The sequence below is a fragment of the Leisingera sp. genome (genome assembly GCF_034669605.1).
In the GTDB taxonomy this organism is placed as follows: Bacteria; Pseudomonadota; Alphaproteobacteria; order Rhodobacterales; family Rhodobacteraceae; genus Leisingera.
On sequence record NZ_JAXMOX010000073.1, the window covers coordinates 1 to 20,204 of the forward strand.

At 62.5% G+C, this 20,204-nt stretch carries 20 protein-coding genes and 2 pseudogenes; 20 read left to right on the forward strand and 2 right to left on the reverse strand.

From position 1 onward, the window contains the following. The 20 genes and pseudogenes from VOI29_RS11025 to VOI29_RS11120 all read left to right on the forward strand — a co-directional run. The coding region (locus VOI29_RS11025) for an NADH-quinone oxidoreductase subunit D (RefSeq protein ID WP_323778714.1) at nt 1-1,181 on the forward strand (1,181 nt) is incomplete at its 5' end. A gap of 82 nt (nt 1,182-1,263) precedes the next feature. Next, complete coding sequence (locus tag VOI29_RS11030; RefSeq protein ID WP_323778716.1) at nt 1,264-2,451, forward strand: NADH-quinone oxidoreductase subunit E; 1,188 nt, start codon at nt 1,264-1,266, stop codon at nt 2,449-2,451. A 44-nt stretch (nt 2,452-2,495) separates the two neighbouring features. Continuing rightward, complete coding sequence (locus VOI29_RS11035) at nt 2,496-2,735, forward strand: DUF5337 domain-containing protein (RefSeq protein ID WP_024090663.1); 240 nt, start codon at nt 2,496-2,498, stop codon at nt 2,733-2,735. Nucleotides 2,736-2,741: 6 nt separating this feature from the next. Continuing rightward, a complete protein-coding gene (gene nuoF, locus VOI29_RS11040) occupies nt 2,742-4,040 on the forward strand; it encodes an NADH-quinone oxidoreductase subunit NuoF (RefSeq protein WP_323778719.1) in 1,299 nt (432 codons plus the stop codon). Nucleotides 4,041-4,043: 3 nt separating this feature from the next. After that, nucleotides 4,044-4,460 carry an MAPEG family protein gene (locus tag VOI29_RS11045; protein ID WP_323778721.1) on the forward strand — a complete coding sequence of 139 codons (417 nt, stop codon included), beginning with the start codon at nt 4,044-4,046 and terminating at the stop codon, nt 4,458-4,460. Continuing rightward, a complete protein-coding gene (locus VOI29_RS11050) occupies nt 4,457-4,822 on the forward strand; it encodes a hypothetical protein (protein WP_323778723.1) in 366 nt (121 codons plus the stop codon). Before VOI29_RS11045 ends, VOI29_RS11050 begins: the two co-directional genes overlap by 4 nt. Before the next feature lie 101 nt (nt 4,823-4,923). Next, nucleotides 4,924-5,328, forward strand: a complete 405-nt coding sequence (locus VOI29_RS11055) for a DUF5333 domain-containing protein (RefSeq protein ID WP_323778725.1) — start codon at nt 4,924-4,926, stop codon at nt 5,326-5,328. Between the two features lie 3 nt (nt 5,329-5,331). Next, a complete protein-coding gene (gene nuoG / locus VOI29_RS11060; RefSeq protein WP_323778727.1) occupies nt 5,332-7,356 on the forward strand; it encodes an NADH-quinone oxidoreductase subunit NuoG in 2,025 nt (674 codons plus the stop codon). Further along, a complete protein-coding gene (locus tag VOI29_RS11065) occupies nt 7,353-7,739 on the forward strand; it encodes a hypothetical protein (RefSeq protein WP_323778730.1) in 387 nt (128 codons plus the stop codon). The genes nuoG and VOI29_RS11065 overlap by 4 nt, the downstream gene beginning before the upstream one ends. A gap of 6 nt (nt 7,740-7,745) precedes the next feature. Beyond that, nucleotides 7,746-8,772 (forward strand): annotated as a pseudogene (gene nuoH, locus VOI29_RS11070) (NADH-quinone oxidoreductase subunit NuoH). A 3-nt stretch (nt 8,773-8,775) separates the two neighbouring features. Further along, complete coding sequence (gene nuoI, locus VOI29_RS11075) at nt 8,776-9,270, forward strand: NADH-quinone oxidoreductase subunit NuoI (protein WP_024090654.1); 495 nt, start codon at nt 8,776-8,778, stop codon at nt 9,268-9,270. A 73-nt stretch (nt 9,271-9,343) separates the two neighbouring features. Beyond that, nucleotides 9,344-9,778: a carboxymuconolactone decarboxylase family protein gene (locus tag VOI29_RS11080; protein WP_323778732.1), complete on the forward strand. Its 435-nt coding sequence runs from the start codon at nt 9,344-9,346 to the stop codon at nt 9,776-9,778. Beyond that, the gene (locus tag VOI29_RS11085) at nt 9,775-10,377 is read left to right on the forward strand and encodes an NADH-quinone oxidoreductase subunit J (protein WP_024090651.1); all 603 of its coding nucleotides are present in this window, start codon (nt 9,775-9,777) and stop codon (nt 10,375-10,377) included. Before VOI29_RS11080 ends, VOI29_RS11085 begins: the two co-directional genes overlap by 4 nt. A 2-nt stretch (nt 10,378-10,379) precedes the next feature. Further along, nucleotides 10,380-10,685: an NADH-quinone oxidoreductase subunit NuoK gene (nuoK, locus tag VOI29_RS11090; RefSeq protein WP_024090650.1), complete on the forward strand. Its 306-nt coding sequence runs from the start codon at nt 10,380-10,382 to the stop codon at nt 10,683-10,685. Nucleotides 10,686-10,691: 6 nt separating this feature from the next. Next, entirely contained in the window at nt 10,692-12,839 is a 2,148-nt protein-coding gene (gene nuoL / locus VOI29_RS11095; protein WP_323778734.1) for an NADH-quinone oxidoreductase subunit L, read from the forward strand. Beyond that, nucleotides 12,839-14,386: an NADH-quinone oxidoreductase subunit M gene (locus tag VOI29_RS11100; RefSeq protein ID WP_323778736.1), complete on the forward strand. Its 1,548-nt coding sequence runs from the start codon at nt 12,839-12,841 to the stop codon at nt 14,384-14,386. Before nuoL ends, VOI29_RS11100 begins: the two co-directional genes overlap by 1 nt. A gap of 15 nt (nt 14,387-14,401) precedes the next feature. Beyond that, nucleotides 14,402-15,841 (forward strand): NADH-quinone oxidoreductase subunit NuoN, encoded by a 1,440-nt coding sequence (gene nuoN, locus VOI29_RS11105; RefSeq protein WP_323778738.1) that lies wholly within the window; start codon nt 14,402-14,404, stop codon nt 15,839-15,841. 68 nt (nt 15,842-15,909) lie between these two features. Further along, the gene (locus VOI29_RS11110; RefSeq protein WP_323778740.1) at nt 15,910-16,656 is read left to right on the forward strand and encodes a biotin--[acetyl-CoA-carboxylase] ligase; all 747 of its coding nucleotides are present in this window, start codon (nt 15,910-15,912) and stop codon (nt 16,654-16,656) included. Nucleotides 16,657-16,668: 12 nt separating this feature from the next. Then, nucleotides 16,669-17,451 carry a type III pantothenate kinase gene (locus VOI29_RS11115; protein WP_323778742.1) on the forward strand — a complete coding sequence of 261 codons (783 nt, stop codon included), beginning with the start codon at nt 16,669-16,671 and terminating at the stop codon, nt 17,449-17,451. Continuing rightward, nucleotides 17,448-19,115 (forward strand): ribonuclease J, encoded by a 1,668-nt coding sequence (locus VOI29_RS11120; RefSeq protein ID WP_323778744.1) that lies wholly within the window; start codon nt 17,448-17,450, stop codon nt 19,113-19,115. The genes VOI29_RS11115 and VOI29_RS11120 overlap by 4 nt, the downstream gene beginning before the upstream one ends. A 254-nt stretch (nt 19,116-19,369) precedes the next feature. On the opposite strand, the gene VOI29_RS11125 is transcribed toward VOI29_RS11120, so the two are convergent. Together VOI29_RS11125 and VOI29_RS11130 are read right to left on the reverse strand one after the other, a co-directional pair. Beyond that, complete coding sequence (locus VOI29_RS11125) at nt 19,370-19,549, reverse strand: RSP_7527 family protein (protein WP_323778746.1); 180 nt, start codon at nt 19,547-19,549, stop codon at nt 19,370-19,372. Between the two features lie 207 nt (nt 19,550-19,756). Then, nucleotides 19,757-20,204, reverse strand: a pseudogene (locus VOI29_RS11130) (DEAD/DEAH box helicase); the annotation flags it as partial.

The window sequence follows — 20,204 nt, forward strand, 5'->3', positions numbered from 1 at the left end:
GCGGCGAGCAGAAGATCCGCAATTTCAACATCAACTTCGGCCCGCAGCACCCTGCGGCGCATGGGGTTTTGCGTTTGGTGCTGGAGCTCGACGGCGAGATCGTCGAGCGTTGCGACCCGCATATCGGCCTGCTGCACCGCGGCACCGAAAAGCTGATGGAAAGCCGCACCTACCTGCAGAATCTGCCGTATTTCGACCGCCTCGACTATGTGGCGCCGATGAACCAGGAACATGCATGGTGCCTGGCGATCGAAAAGCTGACCGGCGTCGAGGTTCCCCGCCGCGGCCAGCTGATCCGGGTCCTCTACTCGGAAATCGGCCGGGTCTTGAATCACCTTCTGAACGTCACCACCCAGGCAATGGACGTCGGTGCGCTGACCCCGCCGCTGTGGGGCTTTGAAGAGCGTGAAAAGCTGATGGTGTTCTATGAGCGGGCCTGCGGCGCCCGCCTGCATGCGGCCTATTTCCGTCCCGGCGGCGTGCATCAGGATCTGCCGGACGACCTGCTCGATGACATCGACCTTTGGGCGCTGGAATTCCCCAAGGTGCTGGACGACATCGACGGCCTCCTGACCGAAAACCGCATCTTCAAGCAGCGCAACTGCGACATCGGTGTGGTGACAGAGGAAGAAATCCAGCAATACGGTTTCTCCGGCGTCATGGTGCGCGGCTCCGGCCTTGCCTGGGATCTGCGCCGGGCGCAGCCCTATGAATGCTATGACGAGTTTGAGTTCCTGGTCCCGGTGGGCAAGAACGGCGACTGCTACGACCGCTATCTGTGCCGGATGGAAGAGATGCGCCAGTCGACCTCGATCATCCGCCAGGCGATTGCCAAGCTGCGCGAGGCCACCGGCGACGTGATCGCCCGCGGCAAGCTGAGCCCGCCCAAACGCGGCGACATGAAGACCTCGATGGAAAGCCTGATCCACCATTTCAAGCTGTACACCGAAGGCTTCCACGTCCCCGCAGGCGAAGTCTACGCCGCCGTCGAGGCGCCCAAGGGCGAGTTCGGCGTCTATCTGGTGGCGGATGGCACCAACAAGCCCTACCGCTCCAAGATCCGCGCGCCGGGCTTTCTGCACCTGCAGGCGATGGACCACGTCGCCAGGGGCCACCAGCTGGCTGACGTCGCCGCCATCATCGGCACTATGGACGTCGTGTTCGGGGAGATCGACCGGTGAGCCTGCCTGCCCTGTTTCATCTTTTCAAAAACACTCCCGCCGGAGGCATCCGCGCGGGCAACACCCACCAAAAGGTGATCTGATGCTGCGCCGTCTCCACCACGAACAACCCGACAGCTTTGCCTTCACCCCGGCCAATTTGGCCTGGGCGGAAGCGCAGATCACAAAATACCCTGAGGGCCGTCAGGCCTCGGCGGTCATTCCGCTGTTGTGGCGCGCGCAGGAGCAGGAAGGCTGGGTCACCAAACCTGCAATCGAAACCATCGCCGACATGCTTGGCATGGCCTATATCCGGGTGCTGGAAGTCACGTCTTTCTACTTTATGTTCCAGATGCAACCGACCGGTTCCGTTGCCAATATTCAGATCTGCGGCACCACCTCCTGCATGATCTGCGGGGCCGAAGACCTGGTTGCGGTCTGCAAGGAAAAAATCGCCGCAAAACCGCATACCCTGTCGGCGGATGGTAAGTTCACCTGGGAGGAGGTCGAATGCCTTGGCGCCTGCACCAACGCCCCGATGGCGCAGATCGGCAAGGACTACTACGAGGATCTGACAGTTGAAAGCTTCTCCAAGCTGCTCGACGATCTGGCCGCGGGCAGGGAGGTGACGCCGGGCCCGCAGAACGGGCGTTACGCCGCTGAGCCGGCATCGGGCCTCACCTCGCTGACTGATTTCGACAGCGGCAGGACCCGGTATAATGCAAGCGTCCAGCTGGCGACGGACATCAAGGACGGCGTCATGCGCATCCAGGGGGATGAGGTGCCGCTGCTGACCCCATGGGTTGGCAAGGACGGCGTTGTTGCAGGCCGTGCCGCGGCGGAGGCGCCGCCCAAGGCACCGGAAGCCCCCAAGCCTGCGGCGAAGCAGGCTGAAGAAGCAGCCAAGGCGGCCCCGAAAAAATCGGCCGTTGCTGAGCCCTCCTCTCCGGAAGGGGCGGCTGCCAAAGCCACGGCTGACAGCCAGGCCGATGAAGCTCAGCCGGAAGTCCTGAAAGAGGCCCGCGGCGGCCTGCCGGACGATCTGAAGCTGCTCAAGGGCGTTGGTCCCAAGCTGGAAGCGCAGCTAAACGAGCTTGGTTTCTTCCACTTCGATCAGATTGCGGACTGGGGTGAAGCTGAAGTGGCCTGGGTGGATTCGCGGCTCACGTTCAAGGGCCGGATCGAACGGGACGGCTGGATCGAACAGGCCAAGCGTCTGCAGGTGGGTGACGAGACAGAGTTCGCCAAACGTGCCAAAGAAGAGCACATCTACGACGGCAAAGACGACTGATCGGGACGCAGCCTGCAGGGCCGCACCCGGGTGATGGGGAACAGATGAGCAAGGAACAGGACCAGGCTATCGCCGCAAAGGGCCGGCATATCGCGCTTGTGATTGCCGGGACCATTTTGCTGTGGATGGCGGTGTCGCTGTTCATCGGCCCCATGCTGGGGCTGCCGGGGCGCTATGCGCTGCTGTTCGACTTCGCTGCGCTGGCGGGCATGATCTATGCCCTGGTCAACATATTTCAACTCTGGCGCATGCGTCGGGCCAATGAAGAAGAAAACCAAAGGTAGGCACACATGCTGAAGGATCAGGACCGGATCTTTACCAACCTTTACGGGATGCACGACCGCTCGCTGGCGGGCGCCAAGGCGCGCGGCCATTGGGACGGCACCGCGGGCATCCTGGAAAAGGGCCGTGACTGGATCGTTCAGACGATGAAAGACTCCGGCCTGCGCGGCCGCGGCGGTGCGGGTTTTCCGACCGGCCTGAAGTGGTCCTTCATGCCCAAGGAAAGCGACGGCCGCCCGGCCTATCTGGTGATCAACGCCGATGAATCCGAGCCCGGCACCTGCAAGGACCGGGAAATCATGCGCCACGATCCGCATACGCTGATCGAGGGTGCGCTGATTGCCAGTTTCGCGATGAATGCGCATACCTGCTATATCTACCTGCGCGGAGAATACATCCGTGAGCGGGAAACGCTGCAGGCGGCGATCGACGAAGCCTATGACCAGGGCCTGCTGGGCCGCAATGCAGCCGGCTCCGGCTGGGACTTCGATGTTTTCCTCCATCACGGGGCAGGGGCCTATATCTGCGGCGAGGAAACGGCCCTGATCGAGAGCCTTGAGGGCAAGAAGGGCATGCCCCGGATGAAGCCGCCGTTCCCGGCGGGCGCGGGGCTTTACGGCTGCCCGACCACGGTGAACAACGTCGAATCCATCGCCGTGGTGCCGACCATCCTGCGCCGCGGCGCCGACTGGTTCGCGGGTTTCGGGCGTCAGAACAACGCCGGCACCAAGCTGTTTGCAATCTCCGGCCACGTCAACAACCCCTGTGTGGTGGAAGAGGCAATGTCGATTGGTTTTGAGGAGTTGATCGAAAAGCATTGCGGTGGCATCCGCGGCGGCTGGGACAACCTTCTGGCAGTCATCCCCGGCGGCTCCTCGGTGCCCTGCGTGCGCGGCGAGAACATGCGCGACGCGATCATGGACTTCGACTACCTGCGCGGTGAGTTGGGGTCGGGCCTTGGCACTGCGGCGGTCATCGTAATGGACAAGCAGACCGATATCATCAAGGCGATCTGGCGGCTGGCGAAGTTCTACAAGCACGAGTCCTGCGGCCAGTGCACCCCCTGCCGCGAAGGCACCGGCTGGATGATGCGGGTGATGGAGCGTCTGGTGAAGGGCGAGGCCGGGCTGGAAGAGATCGACATGCTGTGGGATGTGACCAAGCAGGTCGAGGGCCACACTATCTGTGCCCTTGGCGACGCGGCGGCCTGGCCGATCCAGGGCCTGATCAAGAATTTCCGCGAGGAAATCGAAGACCGTATCAAGGCGCAGCAGACCGGCCGCATGGGCGCGATGGCAGCGGAGTAACCAATGGAAATCTTCGCCGCATATTCCCACGCCCTGGCCGCGCTGGTGATCTTTACCCTGATCATCCTGGCGCTGTCGCCGTTTTCGGCGCTGGCCAAGCAAAAGGCAGGCCTCGCACCCGGTGCGACACCGCGGGAGGATTATGCCGAAAAGGCTTACCGTCTGAACCGGGCCTATCTGAACGGCTGCGAAACCCTGCCGGCCTTCCTGACCGTGACCATCGCTGCGATCCTCGCGGGGGCGGCGCCGTTCTGGGTGAACCTGCTTGCGTCACTGGTGCTGGTCACGCGGGTGATCATGATCCTCATCCACCTGAACGGCAGCGGCAAGCCGCACGGCGGCCTGCGCACAATTTTCTACGTGACCGGCTGGTCCTGTATGGGCGGCCTGGCAATCTTGACTTTGGCGGCAGTATTTTGAGCATTCTAAAGACATACCGGCTGACCCTGCCGGCGGCCTGTTTGGCCGTTGCGGCGCTGGTCTCGGCCTGCGGGTCCTCGACCACCAACAAGAACCGCGAACTGTATGACGGCGTCCCGTTCAAGGCCAAGGCCAAGCCGGTGGACAAGAAGGTGAACCGCGCAGATTTCTCCATCGAAATCAAGGGCGCGGACCGCTCGGTCACAGGGGCGCGTAAGGCTGCGGCCCACGCCGGGACCACCTATTGCGTTGTGAACTACGGCTCTTCCGGAATCGATTGGTTGGTGGACCCGTCCGACCTGGATGTGCAGCTGACACTGACCGGCGGTCAGGCCGCATTCCGGGGAACCTGCACCCCGTGAGCGGATTTCCGGCATATCAGGGCTGTCCGGCCCGGCTGCTATTGAATAGCAGTGCCGCGCGCCTGCGCAGTGGGGGCTTCAAACTGAAGGAGTTCTCCGCCATGCGCGCCCTGATTGCTGCTGCCCTGTCTGTCTTTGCTGCCCTGCCGGTCTCGGCACTGGCCAAACCGTCGCTGCGCGATGTTGCCGAAATCGAAAACCCGCTGTTTGCAGTGGCCGTGGCCAAGGAAGTCTCCGACCACTGCGACCGCCTTGCGCCGCGGTATTTCAAGGGAATGGGCGAGTTGCGCCGGCTCAAAGCGCGGGCGAATGAGCTGGGGTACTCGGACAGGGAAATCCGCGCCTACATCGGCTCGGACGCCGAAAAGGCCCGCATGCGCGCCAAGGGCGAGCAGTTGCTGGCGCAAAACGGCGTTTCTTACGAACAACCGGAAACCTTCTGCGCCTATGGCCGCGCGGAAATCGAAAAGAACAGCGCGATCGGCGTGTTACTGAGGGCGAAATAGACCATGTCTGACCTCCGCAAGATCAACATTGACGGAACCGAGATCGAGGTGGAAGGGGCGATGACCCTGATCCAGGCCTGTGAAGAGGCCGGTGTCGAGATCCCGCGCTTTTGCTATCACGAGCGCCTGTCGATTGCCGGCAACTGCCGTATGTGCCTTGTCGAGGTTGTCGGCGGCCCGCCCAAGCCCGCGGCCTCCTGCGCCATGCAGGTACGCGATCTGCGCCCCGGTCCCGAAGGCCAGGCGCCGCAAGTGAAAACCAACTCTCCGATGGTCAAGAAGGCCCGCGAAGGCGTGATGGAATTCATGCTGATCAACCACCCGCTGGATTGCCCGATCTGCGACCAGGGCGGCGAATGCGACCTGCAGGACCAGGCGATGGCCTATGGCCTGTCGGGCAGCCGCTTCAAGGAAGCCAAGCGCGCGGTGGACGATCTGGACCTCGGCCCGCTGGTGGACACCACCATGACCCGCTGCATCAGCTGCACCCGCTGCGTGCGCTTCACCACCGAAGTCGCCGGCATCCACCAGATGGGTCAAACGGGGCGCGGCGAAGATGCGGAGATCACCTCCTACCTGAACCAGACGCTGCAATCGAACCTGCAGGGCAATATCATCGACCTCTGCCCGGTCGGGGCTCTGACCTCCAAGCCTTACGCCTTCACCGCCCGTCCGTGGGAGCTGACCAAGACCGAAACCATCGACGTGATGGACGCGCTGGGGTCAAACATCCGGGTGGATACCAAGGGCCGCGAAGTGATGCGCATTTTGCCTCGCAACCACGACGGCGTGAACGAGGAATGGATCAGCGACAAGACCCGCTTTGTCTGGGACGGGCTGCGCCGCCAGCGTCTGGACCGGCCCTATGTGCGCGTCGATGGCAAGCTGAAGCCCGCCACCTGGCCCGAGGCGCTGGCCGCCGCGGCCGCGGCGATGAAGGGCAAGAAGGTTGCGGGCCTGATCGGCGATCTGGCCCCGGTCGAGGCTGCCTTTGCGCTGAAGCAGCTGGTCGAAGGACTGGGCGGCAAGGTGGAATGCCGCACCGACAATGCCCGCCTGCCGATCAACGACCGCGCAGGCTATGCCGGCACCGCAACCATCGCGGATCTCGATGAGGCTGAGATGATCCTGCTGATCGGCACCAACCCGCGTGACGAAGCGCCGGTGCTGAACGCCCGCATCCGCAAGGCATGGGCCAATGGTGCCGAGGTGGCCCTGATCGGCCCCGCGGCCGATCTGACATACGAATATTACCACGCCGGCACCGGCCGCGATGCTCTCAGCGACATGATCGGCAAGGGTGTCCCGGAAGAAACCCGCGACAACAAGAAGACCGTCATCATTGTGGGGCAGGGCGCCCTGCGCGAGGCGGACGGCCTGGCAGTCATGGCCGCGGCCCAGAAGATGGCGGAACTTTCCGGTTCCAAGCTGTTGGTGCTGCACACTGCCGCCTCCCGTGTGGGCGCAATGGACGTCGGCGCTGTGACCGAAGGCGGCATCGAATCGGCCATCGACGGGGCTGAGGTGATCTACAACCTCGGGGCTGATGAGGTGGAGATCGGCGCAGGCGCCTTTGTGATCTACCAGGGGTCCCACGGCGATCGCGGCGCGCACCGCGCCGACGTGATTCTGCCGGGTGCAGCCTATACCGAAGAAAACGGTTTGTTCGTGAACACCGAAGGCCGTCCGCAGCTGGCCATGCGTGCGAGCTTTGCGCCGGGCGAGGCCAAGGAAAACTGGGCAATCCTGCGCGCGCTGAGCGCCGAGGCGGACACCAAGCTGCCTTACGACTCGCTTGCCCAGCTGCGCCAGGCTTTGGTCGCAGAAGTCCCGCATCTGGCGCAAATCGACGAAGTGGCCGGGAAGGAAGGCGAGCCGCTGGAACAGGACAAGCTTGGCAGCGCCGATTTCCTGCCGGCAATCAAGGACTTCTATCTGACCAACCCGATTGCCCGCGCCTCGCAGCTGATGGCGGAATTGTCGGCCGGCGTCAAAGCCCGCGAAACCGGGGCAATGGCCGCCGAATGATCCGCCTTGCCCTCATAACACCGCTGCTGCTGGCCGCCTGCGCAATGGCGCCCGGCAGCGATGGTGCGCGGCCTGCCCCTGTGTATGAAGGGGTGGAAACCAGCCTGCTGGAGGGCAATCTGGTGCAATTTCACGTCTCCATACGCGGAACTGCCGTGCAGGAAGACCTGGATAACTATGCGGAATGTGCCGCCGCGCAATACGCGCTGATCCGGGGATACGGATTTGCGCGCCATGTGCGCACAACAATGAAACAGGCAGGGAGCAGCCGGACCGCCGATGCGGTCTATCTGATTTCGCCCTCTCTGCCGCGCGGGCTGCGCACCATCGACGCCGAAGTCGTGGTTGCCGATTGCGCGGCGAACGGAATACCCACGGTGTGAGGACCTATGGCTGATTTCTTTAACACTCCAGGCGGCATCGCTGTTCTGATCCTGGCGCAAGTGCTTGCAGTTGTTGCCTTTGTGATGATCTCGCTCCTGTTCCTCGTCTACGGGGACCGCAAGATCTGGGCCGCGGTCCAGATGCGCCGGGGGCCCAATGTAGTGGGTGTCTTCGGCCTGCTGCAATCGGTGGCTGACGCGCTGAAATACGTGGTCAAGGAAGTGGTGATCCCGGCCGGTTCCGACCGCGCCGTGTTCATCCTGGCACCGCTGACATCCTTTGTGCTGGCGATGATCGCCTGGGCGGTGATCCCCTTTAACGACGGCTGGGTGCTCAGCGACATCAACGTCGCCATCCTTTACGTCTTCGCGGTCTCCTCGCTTGAGGTCTACGGCGTCATCATGGGCGGCTGGGCGTCGAACTCGAAATACCCGTTCCTCGGCAGCTTGCGCTCGGCGGCGCAGATGATTTCCTACGAAGTGTCGCTGGGCCTGATCATCATCGGCATTATCATCTCTACCGGATCGATGAACTTTGGCGACATCGTACGGGCGCAGGATGGCGACCTGGGGCTGTTGAACTGGTACTGGATCCCGCATTTCCCGATGGTGTTCCTGTTTTTCATCTCGGCGCTGGCAGAAACCAACCGCCCGCCGTTCGATCTGCCGGAAGCGGAATCGGAACTGGTCGCGGGCTACCAGGTGGAATATTCGGCAACCCCGTTCCTGTTGTTCATGGCCGGTGAATACATTGCCATCTTCCTGATGTGCGCGCTGACGTCGCTGTTGTTCTTCGGCGGCTGGCTGTCCCCGATCCCGGGCCTGCCCGATGGCGTGCTGTGGATGGTCGGCAAGATGGCGTTCTTCTTCTTCCTCTTCGCAATGGTCAAGGCAATCACCCCGCGCTACCGGTATGACCAGCTGATGGAAAGTATTCCTGCCGTTCTCGCTGGCCTGGGTGGTCTTCGTGTCCTTTGCTGCAAAATTCGACTGGTTCTGGGGCATCTTCGCCCGCTGGACCGTAGGAGGCTGACCGATGACCCAAATCGACTACACCCGCGCCGCCAAATACTTCCTGCTGCAGGATTTCTGGGTCGGCTTCAAACTGGGGCTGAAGTATTTCTTCGCCCCCAAGGCCACCCTGAACTACCCGCACGAGAAGGGCCCGCTGTCGCCCCGCTTCCGCGGTGAGCACGCGCTGCGCCGCTACCCGAACGGCGAGGAACGCTGCATTGCCTGCAAACTCTGCGAAGCGGTTTGCCCGGCGCAGGCGATCACCATCGACGCGGAACCGCGCGAGGACGGCAGCCGCCGCACAACGCGTTATGACATCGACATGACCAAATGCATCTACTGCGGCTTCTGCCAGGAAGCCTGCCCGGTGGATGCAATTGTCGAGGGGCCGAACTTCGAGTTTGCCACCGAGACCCGGGAAGAGCTGTTCTATGACAAGGACAAGCTGCTGGCCAACGGCGACCGCTGGGAAGCCGAGATTGCCCGCAACCTGGAAATCGACGCACCGTACCGATGACGGACGCGTGCAAAAATTTTCAGATAACTTTTGCCAAGAATTTCACTGAAATTTCTTGGCCGGAGGAGACGACATGACCAAACAGCCGCCCAATCCGTTTGAAGCCATGATGGAACAGATGCAGACCCAGGCGCAGGAGATGGCCAAGGCGTTCAATCCGGCGCTGGAGAATTTCTCGCCCTCTGAGGCGTTCAAGGAGTTCGAGGCGCTGTGGCCCACCATGCCCAAAGAGGTCATGGAAATGATGTTCGGCAACACCGTCAACAAGGACGGGCTGGATGCCAAGACCCGGCTGCTGCTGACCCTGGCCGGGCTCACGATGCAAGGCGCGCAGGCGGATTCAGCCGTGCGCCAGACCGTGCGCCACGCTCTGGCAGCGGGGGCAAAGAAACAAGAGATCGTGGAAACGATCGGACAGATGTCGGTCTTTGCCGGCATTCCGGCCATGAACCGGGCGCTGGATCTGGCGCAGGGAGTCATGGACGACAACAAGGACGATGAGACATGAGCGTTTTTGCCTTCTACCTCTTCGCCGTCAGCGCCATCACCGGCGGGCTGTTCACCGTGATCAGCCGACAGCCGGTCCATTCGGTGCTGTGGCTGATCCTGGCCTTTATCTCCTCGGCCGGGCTGTTTGTGCTCTTGGGGGCGGAATTCGTCGCCATGCTGCTGATCATTGTCTACGTGGGGGCCGTTGCGGTGCTGTTCCTGTTCGTGGTGATGATGCTGGATGTGGACTTTGCCGCGCTCAAGGCCGAGATGGCGCGGTACCTGCCGCTGGCGCTGCTGATCGGCCTGGTGATCCTGATGCAGTTCGTGATGGCCTTCGGCGTCTGGGAAACCGCGCATAAGGCGCCTGAGCTGCTGGCCAACCCGGTGCCCGCCGACCGCCACAACACCGAGGCCCTGGGCCTCATCATCTATGACCAATATTTTCTTTTGTTCCAGCTGTCAGGCCTGATCCTGCTGGTGGCGATGATCGGTGCCATTGTGCTGACCCTGCGCCACCGCACCGACGTCAAGCGCCAGAACGTGGTCGCCCAGATGATGCGCGACCCGGCCGTTGCGATGGAGCTGAAGGACGTGAAACCGGGGCAGGGGCTTTGAGCATGATCGGACTTGAACATTATCTGACCGTCGCGGCGACGCTGTTCGTCATCGGCATCTTCGGGCTCTTCCTGAACCGCAAGAACGTGATCATCCTGTTGATGAGCATCGAACTGATGCTGCTGGCGGTGAACATCAACCTGGTCGCCTTCTCGTCCTTCCTGGGCGATCTGGTGGGGCAGGTCTTTACCCTGTTCGTGCTGACCGTGGCTGCCGCCGAGGCCGCCATCGGCCTGGCGATCCTGGTCTGCTTCTTCCGCAACCGCGGCAGTATCGCCGTCGAAGACGTCAACGTGATGAAGGGCTGAAGAATCATGGAAACCATCCTCCTCTTTGCCCCGCTGGCGGGGGCCGTGATCTGCGGCTTCGGCTGGAAATTCATCGGTGAAAAAGCCGCCACGGTGACCGCCACGGCGCTGTTGTTCCTGGCGGCCCTGCTCAGCTGGATCATCTTCCTGTCGTTCGACGGGGTGACCCAGAACATCGAAATCTTCCGCTGGATCGAAAGCGGCTCGCTGTCGACCTCCTGGGCAATCCGGCTGGACCGGCTGACCGCGATCATGCTGATCGTGATCACCACCGTGTCCTCGCTCGTGCACCTCTACTCCTTCGGCTACATGGATCACGACCCGCAGTGGAAAGAAGGCGAAAGCTACAAGCCGCGCTTCTTTGCGTATCTGTCGTTCTTCACCTTCGCGATGCTGATGCTGGTGACCTCTGACAACCTGGTGCAGATGTTCTTCGGCTGGGAAGGCGTCGGCGTGGCGTCCTATCTGCTGATCGGCTTCTACTACCGCAAGCCAAGCGCAAATGCGGCGGCGATGAAGGCCTTTATCGTCAACCGGGTTGGTGACTTTGGCTTTGCGCTGGGGATTTTCGGCCTGTTCTTCTTGACCGACAGCATCAACCTCGCCGACATCTTTGCCGCGGCGCCCACGCTGGCGGAAACCCAGGTCTCCTTCCTGTGGTCTGAATGGAATGCGGCCAACCTGATTGCCTTCCTGCTGTTTGTCGGGGCGATGGGCAAATCGGCGCAGCTGCTGCTGCACACCTGGCTGCCGGACGCGATGGAAGGCCCGACCCCGGTGTCGGCGCTGATCCATGCCGCAACCATGGTGACCGCAGGTGTGTTCCTGGTCTGCCGGATGTCGCCGCTGATGGAGTTTGCGCCCGAGGCGACCGCCTTCATCACCGTGATCGGCGCCGCGACGGCATTCTTTGCGGCAACCGTGGGCCTGGTGCAAAACGACATCAAGCGGGTGATCGCCTATTCGACCTGTTCGCAGCTGGGCTACATGTTCGTGGCTGCGGGCGTGGGCATGTATTCGGCAGCGATGTTCCACCTGTTCACCCACGCCTTCTTCAAGGCGATGCTGTTCCTGGGTGCCGGGTCGGTGATCCACGCGATGCACCACGAGCAGGACATGCGCAACTATGGCGCCCTGCGCAAGAAGATCCCCTATACCTTTGCCGCGATGATGATCGGCACCCTGGCCATCACCGGCGTCGGTATTCCGCTGAGCGGCTGGGTGGGTTTTGCCGGTTTCGTCTCCAAGGACGCCATCATCGAAAGCGCCTATGCCGGCGGCTCGATGTTCGGCTTCTGGGCGCTGGTGATCGCGGCCTTCATGACCTCGTTCTATTCCTGGCGCCTGATGTTCATGACGTTCTACGGCGAGGCCCGCGGCGACAAGCACACCCACAGCCATGCACATGAAAGCCCCTGGACCATGCTGGTGCCGCTGGGCGTGCTGGCGGTGGGTTCAGTTACCGCAGGCATGATCTGGTACAGCAGCTTTTTCGGCCACGCTGATCAGGTCGGTAAATTCTACGGCATCCCGGTGGCGGAAGCCTCCGCCACGGCACATGGCGACGCCGCCGGTCACGGCGCGGAAGCTGCGCCGGCTGACGACGCTGCACACGGTGAAGCCGCTGCACACGGTGATGAGGCAGCCCACGGTGAAGCCGGGGCCGAAGATGAGCACCACTACGTGTTTGCCGGCCAGCCGGGCGAGGGCGGGATCTACATCGGCAAGGACAACCATATCCTGGAGGAAGCCCACGCGGCGCCGAAATGGGTGAAACTGTCCCCCTTCATCGCGATGCTCGGCGGCCTGGTGCTGGCGCTGTGGTTCTACATCTGGACCCCGTCGCTGCCGGGCCGTCTGGCCGCGCAGCAGCGCCCGCTGTACCTGTTTCTCCTGAACAAGTGGTATTTTGACGAGATCTACAATGTGATCTTCGTCAAACCCGCCCTGGCCCTGGGCCGTTTCTTGTGGAGACGCGGCGACGGTGGCACCATCGACGGCTTCCTGAACGGTCTGGCGATGGGGGTTGTTCCCTTCTTCACCCGTCTCGCTGGACGCGCACAGTCCGGTTACATCTTCACTTATGCCTTCTGGATGGTGCTGGGCATCGCAGCTCTGGTCACCTGGATGTCGATCGGCGGAGGAACGCACTGATGGACAATCTCCTTTCTATTGTCACCTTCATCCCGGCGCTTGCGGCGGCCATCCTGGCCCTGTTCCTGCGCGGTGAGGATAAGGCGGCGCAGCGCAACGCCAAATATGTTGCGCTGTTTGCCACAACGATCACCTTTCTGGTGAGCCTTGGCATCTATTTCGAGTTCGACGCCGCCAACACCGGCTTTCAGTTTGTGGAAGAGGCCGAGTGGATCTTCGGGTTCAAGTACAAGATGGGGGTCGACGGCATCTCGGTGCTGTTTGTAATGCTGACCACCTTCATCATGCCGCTGACCATTCTGGCCAGCTGGAGCGTCACCGACCGGGTCAAGGAATACATGATCGCTTTCCTGCTCTTGGAGACCCTGATGCTGGGCGTCTTCATGGCGCTGGATCTGGTGCTGTTCTACCTGTTCTTCGAGGCGGGCCTTATCCCGATGTTCCTGATCATCGGGATCTGGGGCGGCAAGGAGCGGATCTACGCCTCCTTCAAGTTCTTCCTCTACACCTTCTTCGGCTCGGTGCTGATGCTGGTGGCGATGGTCTTCATGTATGTGGATGCCGGCACCACCGATATCGAATCCCTGCTGACCCACAGCTTCTCGGCGGCGTCCTTTGACGTGCTGGGCATCCACATTGTGGGCGGCGCCCAGACGCTGATGTTCCTGGCCTTCTTTGCCTCCTTCGCGGTGAAGATGCCGATGTGGCCGGTGCACACCTGGCTGCCGGATGCGCATGTGCAGGCGCCGACTGCCGGTTCTGTGGTGCTGGCGGCGATCCTGCTGAAAATGGGCGGCTATGGATTTCTGCGGTTTTCGCTGCCGATGTTCCCGGTCGGCGCGGATGTGATGACCGATGTGGTCCTGTGGATGTCGGCCATCGCGGTGGTCTACACCTCGCTGGTGGCAATGGTGCAGGAAGACATGAAAAAGCTGATCGCCTATTCCTCGGTTGCGCACATGGGGTTCGTTACCATGGGGATCTTTGCCGCCAACCAGCAGGGCATCGACGGCGCCATCTTCCAGATGCTGAGCCACGGCTTCATCTCCGCCGCGCTCTTTCTTTGCGTCGGGGTGATCTATGACCGTATGCACACCCGCGACATTGACGCCTATGGCGGTCTGGTGATCCGGATGCCGGCCTACGCTCTGGTGTTCATGTTCTTCACCATGGGCAACGTCGGCCTGCCGGGCACCTCTGGCTTTGTCGGTGAATTCCTGACCCTGATGGGCGCCTTCCAGAAAAACACCTGGGTGACCGCAGTGGCGGCAACCGGGGTGATCTTCTCGGCTGGCTATGCGCTATGGCTCTACCGCCGGGTGGTGTTCGGCGATCTGATCAAGGGCAGCCTGGCCGGCATCCGCGACATGTCCGCCCGCGAACGCTTTGTCTTTGCGCCGCTGGTTGTCATGACCCTGCTGCTGGGGGTCTATCCGTCCCTGGTCACCGACGTCATCGCGCCCTCGACCGAGGCGCTGATTGCAAACTTCAACCAGTCTCTGGCAGCGGCCGACACCTCGGCAGCCACCCAGATTGCTTCGCATTAAGGGAGCATCAGGCAGATGATCCAAGCTGATCTTACTGTAATCCTGCCAGAGATCGTTCTGGCAGTCTACGCGATGGGCGCGCTTTTGGGTGCGGTCTACACCAGCAAGGACAAGCTGGCCTCCCCGATGGTCTGGACCACCGCGGCGCTGCTGGCGGCGGTGGCCTTCTGGATCGCGGCCAGCCCGGCCACCACCCAGACTGCTTTCAACGGCATGTTCGTTAACGACGGCTTTGCCCGCTTTGCCAAGGTGGCGCTGCTGCTGGGCGCGGCTGCCGTGCTGCTGATCGGCCGGGAATACATGGCGCGCCGCGGCATCCTGCGGTTCGAATACCCGGTCCTGGTGGCGCTGGCCGCTGTTGGCATGATGATGATGGTCTCCGCCGGCGACCTGATGTCGCTCTATATGGGGCTGGAGCTTCAGTCTCTGTCGCTCTACGTCGTGGCCGCCATGCGCCGCGACAGCGTCAAGTCGACCGAAGCGGGGCTCAAGTACTTTGTGCTGGGCGCCCTATCCTCGGGCCTGCTGCTGTACGGCGCCTCGCTGGTTTACGGCTTTGCCGGCACCACCCAGTTCGCGGGCATCATCCAAGTCGCCGAGCAGGGCCATATGTCCATTGGCATGCTGTTCGGCCTGGTGTTCATGATCTCGGGGCTCGCCTTCAAGGTCTCCGCGGTGCCTTTCCACATGTGGACCCCGGACGTCTATGAGGGCGCGCCGACCCCGGTCACCGCCTTCTTTGCCACCGCGCCCAAGGTTGCGGCGGTGGGCATGTTTGCCCGGGTGCTGCATGATGCCTTCGGCGGTGCCATCGCCGACTGGCAGCAGATCATCGTGGTGCTGTCGGTGCTGTCGATGTTCCTTGGCGCCATTGCCGCCATCGGCCAGCGCGACATCAAGCGCCTGATGGCCTTTTCGTCGATTGCCCATATGGGCTATGCGATGATCGGCCTGGCAGCGGGCACCGAACAGGGCGTCACTGCGATGCTGGTGTATCTGGCGATCTACGTCACCATGAACATCGGTACGTTCTCTTTCATCCTGATGCTGGAGAAAGACGGCAAGCCTGTGACTGATATCATGGCGCTGAACCAGTTCGCCGCACGCGAGCCGGGCAAGGCGCTGGCGGTGCTGATCCTGATGTTCTCGCTGGCCGGGGTGCCGCCGATGCTGGGCTTCTTTGCCAAGCTGGGCGTCTGGCAGGCGGGTGTCGACGCCGGCCTTATGGGGCTGGTCATTGCCTCTGCTGTGGCTTCGGTGATCGGTGCGTTCTACTACATCCGCATCGTCTTCTACATGTACTTCGGTACCGGCGAGGACGACGTCGAGGCGCAGGGATCACCGATCCTGGGCGTGGCGCTGATGGCCTCTGCTGCGCTGATGCTGGTGGGCGTGGTTTACCAGTTCGGCATCGATGGCGCAGCAGCTGCTGCCGCAGCAACCCTTGTAAATTGATCTGCTTTTCAGGCAGGCTGACAAGGCCCGGTCTTGTGACCGGGCCTTTCGGCATTTAAGGAGCGCGTATGAGCTGGCCAGCAGGATATGGAAAACGGGTGCTTGCCGAGGTCGACAGCACCCTGAACGAGGCCGCCCGCATTGCCGGGGAACTGGCAGGCCCCGAGTGGATCCTGGCGCTGCGGCAAACCCAAGGACGGGGACGCCGCGGCCGCGACTGGAAAGACCCCAAGGGGAATTTCGCCGCCACCCTGGTGATGCGCCCCCAAGGCGCCCCGGATCAGGCAGCGCTGCGCAGCTTCGTGGCGGCGCTGGCGGTCTATGACGCTTGTGTCGCGGTCACCGGACGCAGCGAGGGGCTGTCGCTGAAATGGCCCAATGACGTGCTTCTGAAGGGCGGCAAGCTGGCAGGCATTCTGCTGGAAAGTGCGGGAAACGGGCAGGGGGTCAACCACCTGTATGTCGGCATTGGCGTCAACCTGGTGGAAACCCCGATGAAGGAATGGCTGGAACCCGGTGCCGTCTGGCCGGTGTCGCTGCTGTCGGAAACCGGGGTGCAGGTCACCCCTGAGGAGTTCCTGGAGGCCGTTGCAGAAGCCTTTGCCCGCCATGAGCAGCAGTTCACCACCTATGGATTCGAGCCGATCCGCACCGCCTGGCTGGAGCGGGCGGCGAAACTGGGAGAGGTGATCACCGCCCGCACCGCCAGTTCCGAGACCGAAGGCACCTTTGAAACGGTGGACGGCAGCGGCAACCTTGTCCTAAACACTGCCAAGGGCCGCGTGAGCATTCCCGCGGCCGACATCTATTTTTAGGAAGGGGCAGAAATGCTTCTGGCAGTTGACTGCGGCAATACCAATACCGTCTTCTCGATCTATGACGGCGAGAAGTTCGTTGGCCTGTGGCGCACCGCCACCGACTGGCAGCGCACCGCCGACCAATACTATGTCTGGCTCAACACGCTGATGCGGCTGCAGGGGATCGAGGCGGATATCACCGACATGATCATCTCCTCCACCGTGCCGCGGGTGGTGTTCAATCTGCGTGTGCTCGCCGACCGCTATTTCAACACACGTCCCTTGGTGGTGGGAAAGCCCGGCTGCCTGCTGCCCGTCGCGGTGCGGGTGGACGAAGGCACCGCCGTCGGCCCTGACCGGCTGGTCAATACGGTGTCCGGCTTTGACCTTTATGGCGGCAATCTGATCGTGGTGGATTTCGGCACCGCAACAACATTTGATGTGGTGGCCGAGGATGGCGCCTATGTCGGGGGGGTGATTGCGCCCGGCGTGAACCTGAGCCTGGAGGCACTGCACCAGGCTGCCGCCGCCTTGCCGCATGTGGACATCACCAAACCTGAAAATGTCATCGGCACCAATACCGTCGCCTGCATGCAGTCCGGCGTTTTCTGGGGCTATGTCGGCCTCGTCCGCGAGATCTGCACCCAAATCAAGGCGGAACGCGGCGTGGCGATGAAAGTTATCTCGACAGGCGGGCTGGCGCCTTTGTTCCAGCAATCTGCTGATCTGTTCGACGCATTCGAGGACGACCTCACCATGCATGGCCTGCAGATCATTCATAAATACAACAAGGATAATGGTACTGACGCATGAGCAGTGAAAGATTGATCTACCTGCCCCTCGGCGGGGCGGGTGAAATTGGCATGAATGCCTATGTCTATGGCTACGGGCCAAAGGACAAGGAACGTTTGATCCTGGTCGACCTGGGCGTGACATTCCCCGATATGGACACCACCCCCGGCGTTGATCTGATCATGCCGGACATCACCTGGCTGAAGGAGCGTGTTGACCGGCTGGAGGGGATTTTCGTCACCCACGGGCATGAGGACCACATCGGCGCCATCGCGCATATGTATTCCAGCCTGAACGTGCCGGTCTACGCCCGCGCCTTTACCGCCAATCTGGCGCGGCGCAAGGTGGAGGAAGCGGGCCACGATCCGGCGGCGGTGCACATCGTGCAGGCCTGGCCGGAAACCACCAAACTCGGACCGTTCACCATTGGCGTGGCACCGATGAGCCACTCGATCCCGGAAAGCGGCGCGCTGGTGATCGACAGCCCGGCAGGGCGGGTGGTGCATACCGGCGATTTCAAGCTGGACGCGAACCCGCTGGTCGGCGAACCCTTCGACCCGGAGATGTGGACGGAGATCGCAAAGGACGGCATCCAGGCGCTGGTCTGCGATTCCACCAATGTGTTCTCCCCCCATCCGGGCCGCTCGGAATCAGATCTTCCGGATGAGATCACCCGGTTGATCTCCGAGGCCAAGGGGCTGGTGGCCGCGACCACTTTTGCCTCCAACGTGGCGCGGGTGAAAACCCTGGCCGAGGCCGGCGTCCGGGCCGGGCGCTCCATTGTGCTGCTGGGCCGGGCGATGCGCCGGATGATTGAGGCTGCGGCGGAAACCGGCGTGCTGCGGGACTTCCCCAAGGTGATCAGCCCGGAGGACGCAAACAATGTGCCGCGCGACAACCTGATGCTGATCATAACCGGCAGCCAGGGGGAGCGCCGTGCCGCCTCGGCGCAGCTGGCGCGCGGCAAATACCGCGGCCTGGAGCTGAAGGAGGGCGACACCTTCCTGTTCTCCTCCAAGACCATCCCGGGCAACGAACGGGGCGTGATCCGCATTATCAACCAGTTTTCGGAAATGGGCGTGGATGTGGTTGACGACAGCTCCGGCCTTTACCATGTGTCGGGGCATGCCAATGGGCCGGATCTGGAAACCATGCATACCCTGCTGAAGCCCAGGATGCTGGTGCCGATGCACGGCGAGCACCGCCACCTGCGGCAGCACGCCCGTCTGGGCGAGGCAAAGGGCATTGCCAGCGCAGTTGTGGTCAACGGCATGATGATGGACCTGACCGGCGATGCGCCCGAACCGGCCGGCTATGTCGATACCGGCCGCACCTATCTGGACGGATCTGTCAAATACGGTGCCATGGACGGTGTTGTCCGCGACCGTATCCGCATGGCGCTGAACGGCCATGTGGTGGTGACGGTGCTGCTGGACGAGGAAGACGAGCCGCTGGGCGAGCCCTGGTGCGACGTCAAGGGCCTGCCTGAGACCGGCAGTTCCAACGCTGCCCTGGTCGAGGTGATGGAAGAGGATCTGAACCAGTTCCTGATGCGTGCCGGTGCCAAGACGCTGCGCGACGAGGACAAGCTGGAACAGGAACTGCGCCGCATTGCCCGTCAAAGCGCCCATAACGAGATCGGCAAAAAACCCGAAGTGACGGTGGTGGTCAGCCGCATGCGCTGAAGCGCAGCCCAAAGAGCGCGCCGCGGTTTGCCGCGCAGATTGCGCGCCTGGAAAATCCGCGCCGGGCGGGGCTCTCCCGCCTGGCCCGTGCCGCATCATGGATGCAGCAGGCCCCGTTGGGCCAGGCGCCGCGGACCCTGGCGGTTCCGCGGCGCTGCCGCAGAACAGCAGCGGAAGACTCAATAACGCCTCGGCCTTGCGAGGCACGCGGCGTTCTCAATCCGGATGCCGCTCCGGCGGCAGCGGCGGCTGGTTCAGCCGTGCAGCGGGCGGGCGCAGCTGGGGCAGGAAACAACCTTGCGCGGGGCGCTGAACACGGCGCGGAACAGGCGCCGCATCAGGCTGGCAAAAGCCTCGGCACGCAGCTCATGGGCGCGGGCTTCGATGGCTTGGAGTTGTGCAATGGTCAGGGTGTTGGTGTCGGTGGTGTTCATGGCGAAGCCCATCTTCAATCGCGTTACAGTGTTGCGGAAGCAATACGCCTGTCTGCGCGGATTGACGCCAGCCAAGATCGAAGACCCGTTATGCTGCAAGTGCAAAGGTCGCTATGCTGCAGCCGGAGGGCGGGGCGCCCTTCCGCAGCCGCAAAGAAAAAGGCCGCCCCGAAGAGGAGCGGCCTGCAAAGCGTCAAGCGGTGCCGGTCAGCTAGCCCGGCGTTCCGCGAAGCTGAGGGCGATGAAGCTGGGCAGGTGATCGCCCATTCCGACCACTGTCTTGTCGTCGCGTTTACCGTATTTGCCGCGGCCCGACGAGCGTTCGGGCTTCTGAGCGGGCTTTTCGTCCCTGCGGGGGCTGCGGGCCGCCTCCTTGCGGGGCTCGCGGGCTTCCGCTTCCGGCTTGGCAGCGCGGGGGCTGGCTTCCGGCTTGGCTGCGCGGGGGCTGGCTTCTTGCTTGGCTGCGCGGGCCGGCTTTTCGGCCTGGGGTTCCGGCTTCACCGGGTTGTCCAGACGCGGGATCTCTTTCTGGATCAGCTTCTCCACTGCATCCAGCGCCTTGTCATCGCGGGGAATGCAGATGGTGATCGCCTTGCCGGCGCGGCCGGCGCGTCCGGTGCGTCCGATCCTGTGAACGTAATCCTCGGCATAGATC

Bases quoted from the DNA above. Each gene is read 5' to 3' on its own strand.
- VOI29_RS11030 (WP_323778716.1), top strand. From the start codon at position 1,264: ATGCTGCGCCGTCTCCACCACGAACAACCCGACAGCTTTGCCTTCACC.
- VOI29_RS11035 (WP_024090663.1), top strand. From the start codon at position 2,496: ATGAGCAAGGAACAGGACCAGGCTATCGCCGCAAAGGGCCGGCATATC.
- nuoF (WP_323778719.1), top strand. From the start codon at position 2,742: ATGCTGAAGGATCAGGACCGGATCTTTACCAACCTTTACGGGATGCAC.
- VOI29_RS11045 (WP_323778721.1), top strand. From the start codon at position 4,044: ATGGAAATCTTCGCCGCATATTCCCACGCCCTGGCCGCGCTGGTGATC.
- VOI29_RS11055 (WP_323778725.1), top strand. From the start codon at position 4,924: ATGCGCGCCCTGATTGCTGCTGCCCTGTCTGTCTTTGCTGCCCTGCCG.
- nuoG (WP_323778727.1), top strand. From the start codon at position 5,332: ATGTCTGACCTCCGCAAGATCAACATTGACGGAACCGAGATCGAGGTG.
- VOI29_RS11065 (WP_323778730.1), top strand. From the start codon at position 7,353: ATGATCCGCCTTGCCCTCATAACACCGCTGCTGCTGGCCGCCTGCGCA.
- nuoI (WP_024090654.1), top strand. From the start codon at position 8,776: ATGACCCAAATCGACTACACCCGCGCCGCCAAATACTTCCTGCTGCAG.
- VOI29_RS11080 (WP_323778732.1), top strand. From the start codon at position 9,344: ATGACCAAACAGCCGCCCAATCCGTTTGAAGCCATGATGGAACAGATG.
- VOI29_RS11085 (WP_024090651.1), top strand. From the start codon at position 9,775: ATGAGCGTTTTTGCCTTCTACCTCTTCGCCGTCAGCGCCATCACCGGC.
- nuoK (WP_024090650.1), top strand. From the start codon at position 10,380: ATGATCGGACTTGAACATTATCTGACCGTCGCGGCGACGCTGTTCGTC.
- nuoL (WP_323778734.1), top strand. From the start codon at position 10,692: ATGGAAACCATCCTCCTCTTTGCCCCGCTGGCGGGGGCCGTGATCTGC.
- VOI29_RS11100 (WP_323778736.1), top strand. From the start codon at position 12,839: ATGGACAATCTCCTTTCTATTGTCACCTTCATCCCGGCGCTTGCGGCG.
- nuoN (WP_323778738.1), top strand. From the start codon at position 14,402: ATGATCCAAGCTGATCTTACTGTAATCCTGCCAGAGATCGTTCTGGCA.
- VOI29_RS11110 (WP_323778740.1), top strand. From the start codon at position 15,910: ATGAGCTGGCCAGCAGGATATGGAAAACGGGTGCTTGCCGAGGTCGAC.
- VOI29_RS11115 (WP_323778742.1), top strand. From the start codon at position 16,669: ATGCTTCTGGCAGTTGACTGCGGCAATACCAATACCGTCTTCTCGATC.
- VOI29_RS11120 (WP_323778744.1), top strand. From the start codon at position 17,448: ATGAGCAGTGAAAGATTGATCTACCTGCCCCTCGGCGGGGCGGGTGAA.
- VOI29_RS11125 (WP_323778746.1), bottom strand. From the start codon at position 19,549: ATGAACACCACCGACACCAACACCCTGACCATTGCACAACTCCAAGCC.